Origin of the sequence: Bartonella sp. MU70NMGDW, assembly GCF_042194085.1 — a bacterium.
Lineage (GTDB): Bacteria > Pseudomonadota > Alphaproteobacteria > Rhizobiales > Rhizobiaceae > Bartonella > Bartonella grahamii.
Genome location: NZ_JBHIMK010000547.1, coordinates 1 through 645, shown reverse-complemented (window position 1 = coordinate 645; position 645 = coordinate 1). Strand labels below are relative to the sequence as shown.

1 pseudogene is annotated in these 645 nt (G+C 40.6%); it reads right to left on the bottom strand.

The annotated features are described in order from the left end of the window. Nucleotides 1–645 (bottom strand): annotated as a pseudogene (locus ACFIKE_RS12090) (outer membrane protein assembly factor); the annotation flags it as partial.

The following is a 645-nucleotide window of genomic DNA, read 5'->3' as shown; positions in this document are numbered from 1 at the left end:
AAGCGGTAAACTGCCATCTAGATTAATGGTATCAGCCTCACGTATATTGATAGCACGAAAAACACCAAGGCGCGCAAGACGTTCATTTGCCTTCGCTAACGCATCGGAATCGTATTTCTGACCTTGCTTCAATCCGGTCATCCATGCGATATAAGCTGAATCTACACGTGGTTTATTACTTATATTACGCACACTTAAAGGACCATAATGAGCCTTTTGTCCAAGATCAACAACAATCCGTCCTTCAACACGCAACGCAGCATGATCAGCCACGACCTCACTTTTCATAATTTTAGCTTTGGCATAACCTTGTTGACGCCATCCTTCTATCGCCCATTTTTCTGCTTTCAAAATGGTTTCAGATTTAGCAATAGCCCCAACTTTATAGCCCAATTCTTCAATTGTGGGCATTTTATGCGCTTTACGTTTTTCAAACGGAGCTACTTTATCAATATCTGCAATACTAAAAACATATTGTGGACCGGCATTAATTGTAATAACAATATTGGATTGTGCTGGAAGTTGAGTTACCGGACTTAAATCAGCGACTTCTAAGCCATTAATTTTAATACTAATAACACCACCGTAGCGTCCATCAGCATAAAGAGCAGAAAGAATTGCTCGATAATCTGAACGCGCCTTGGC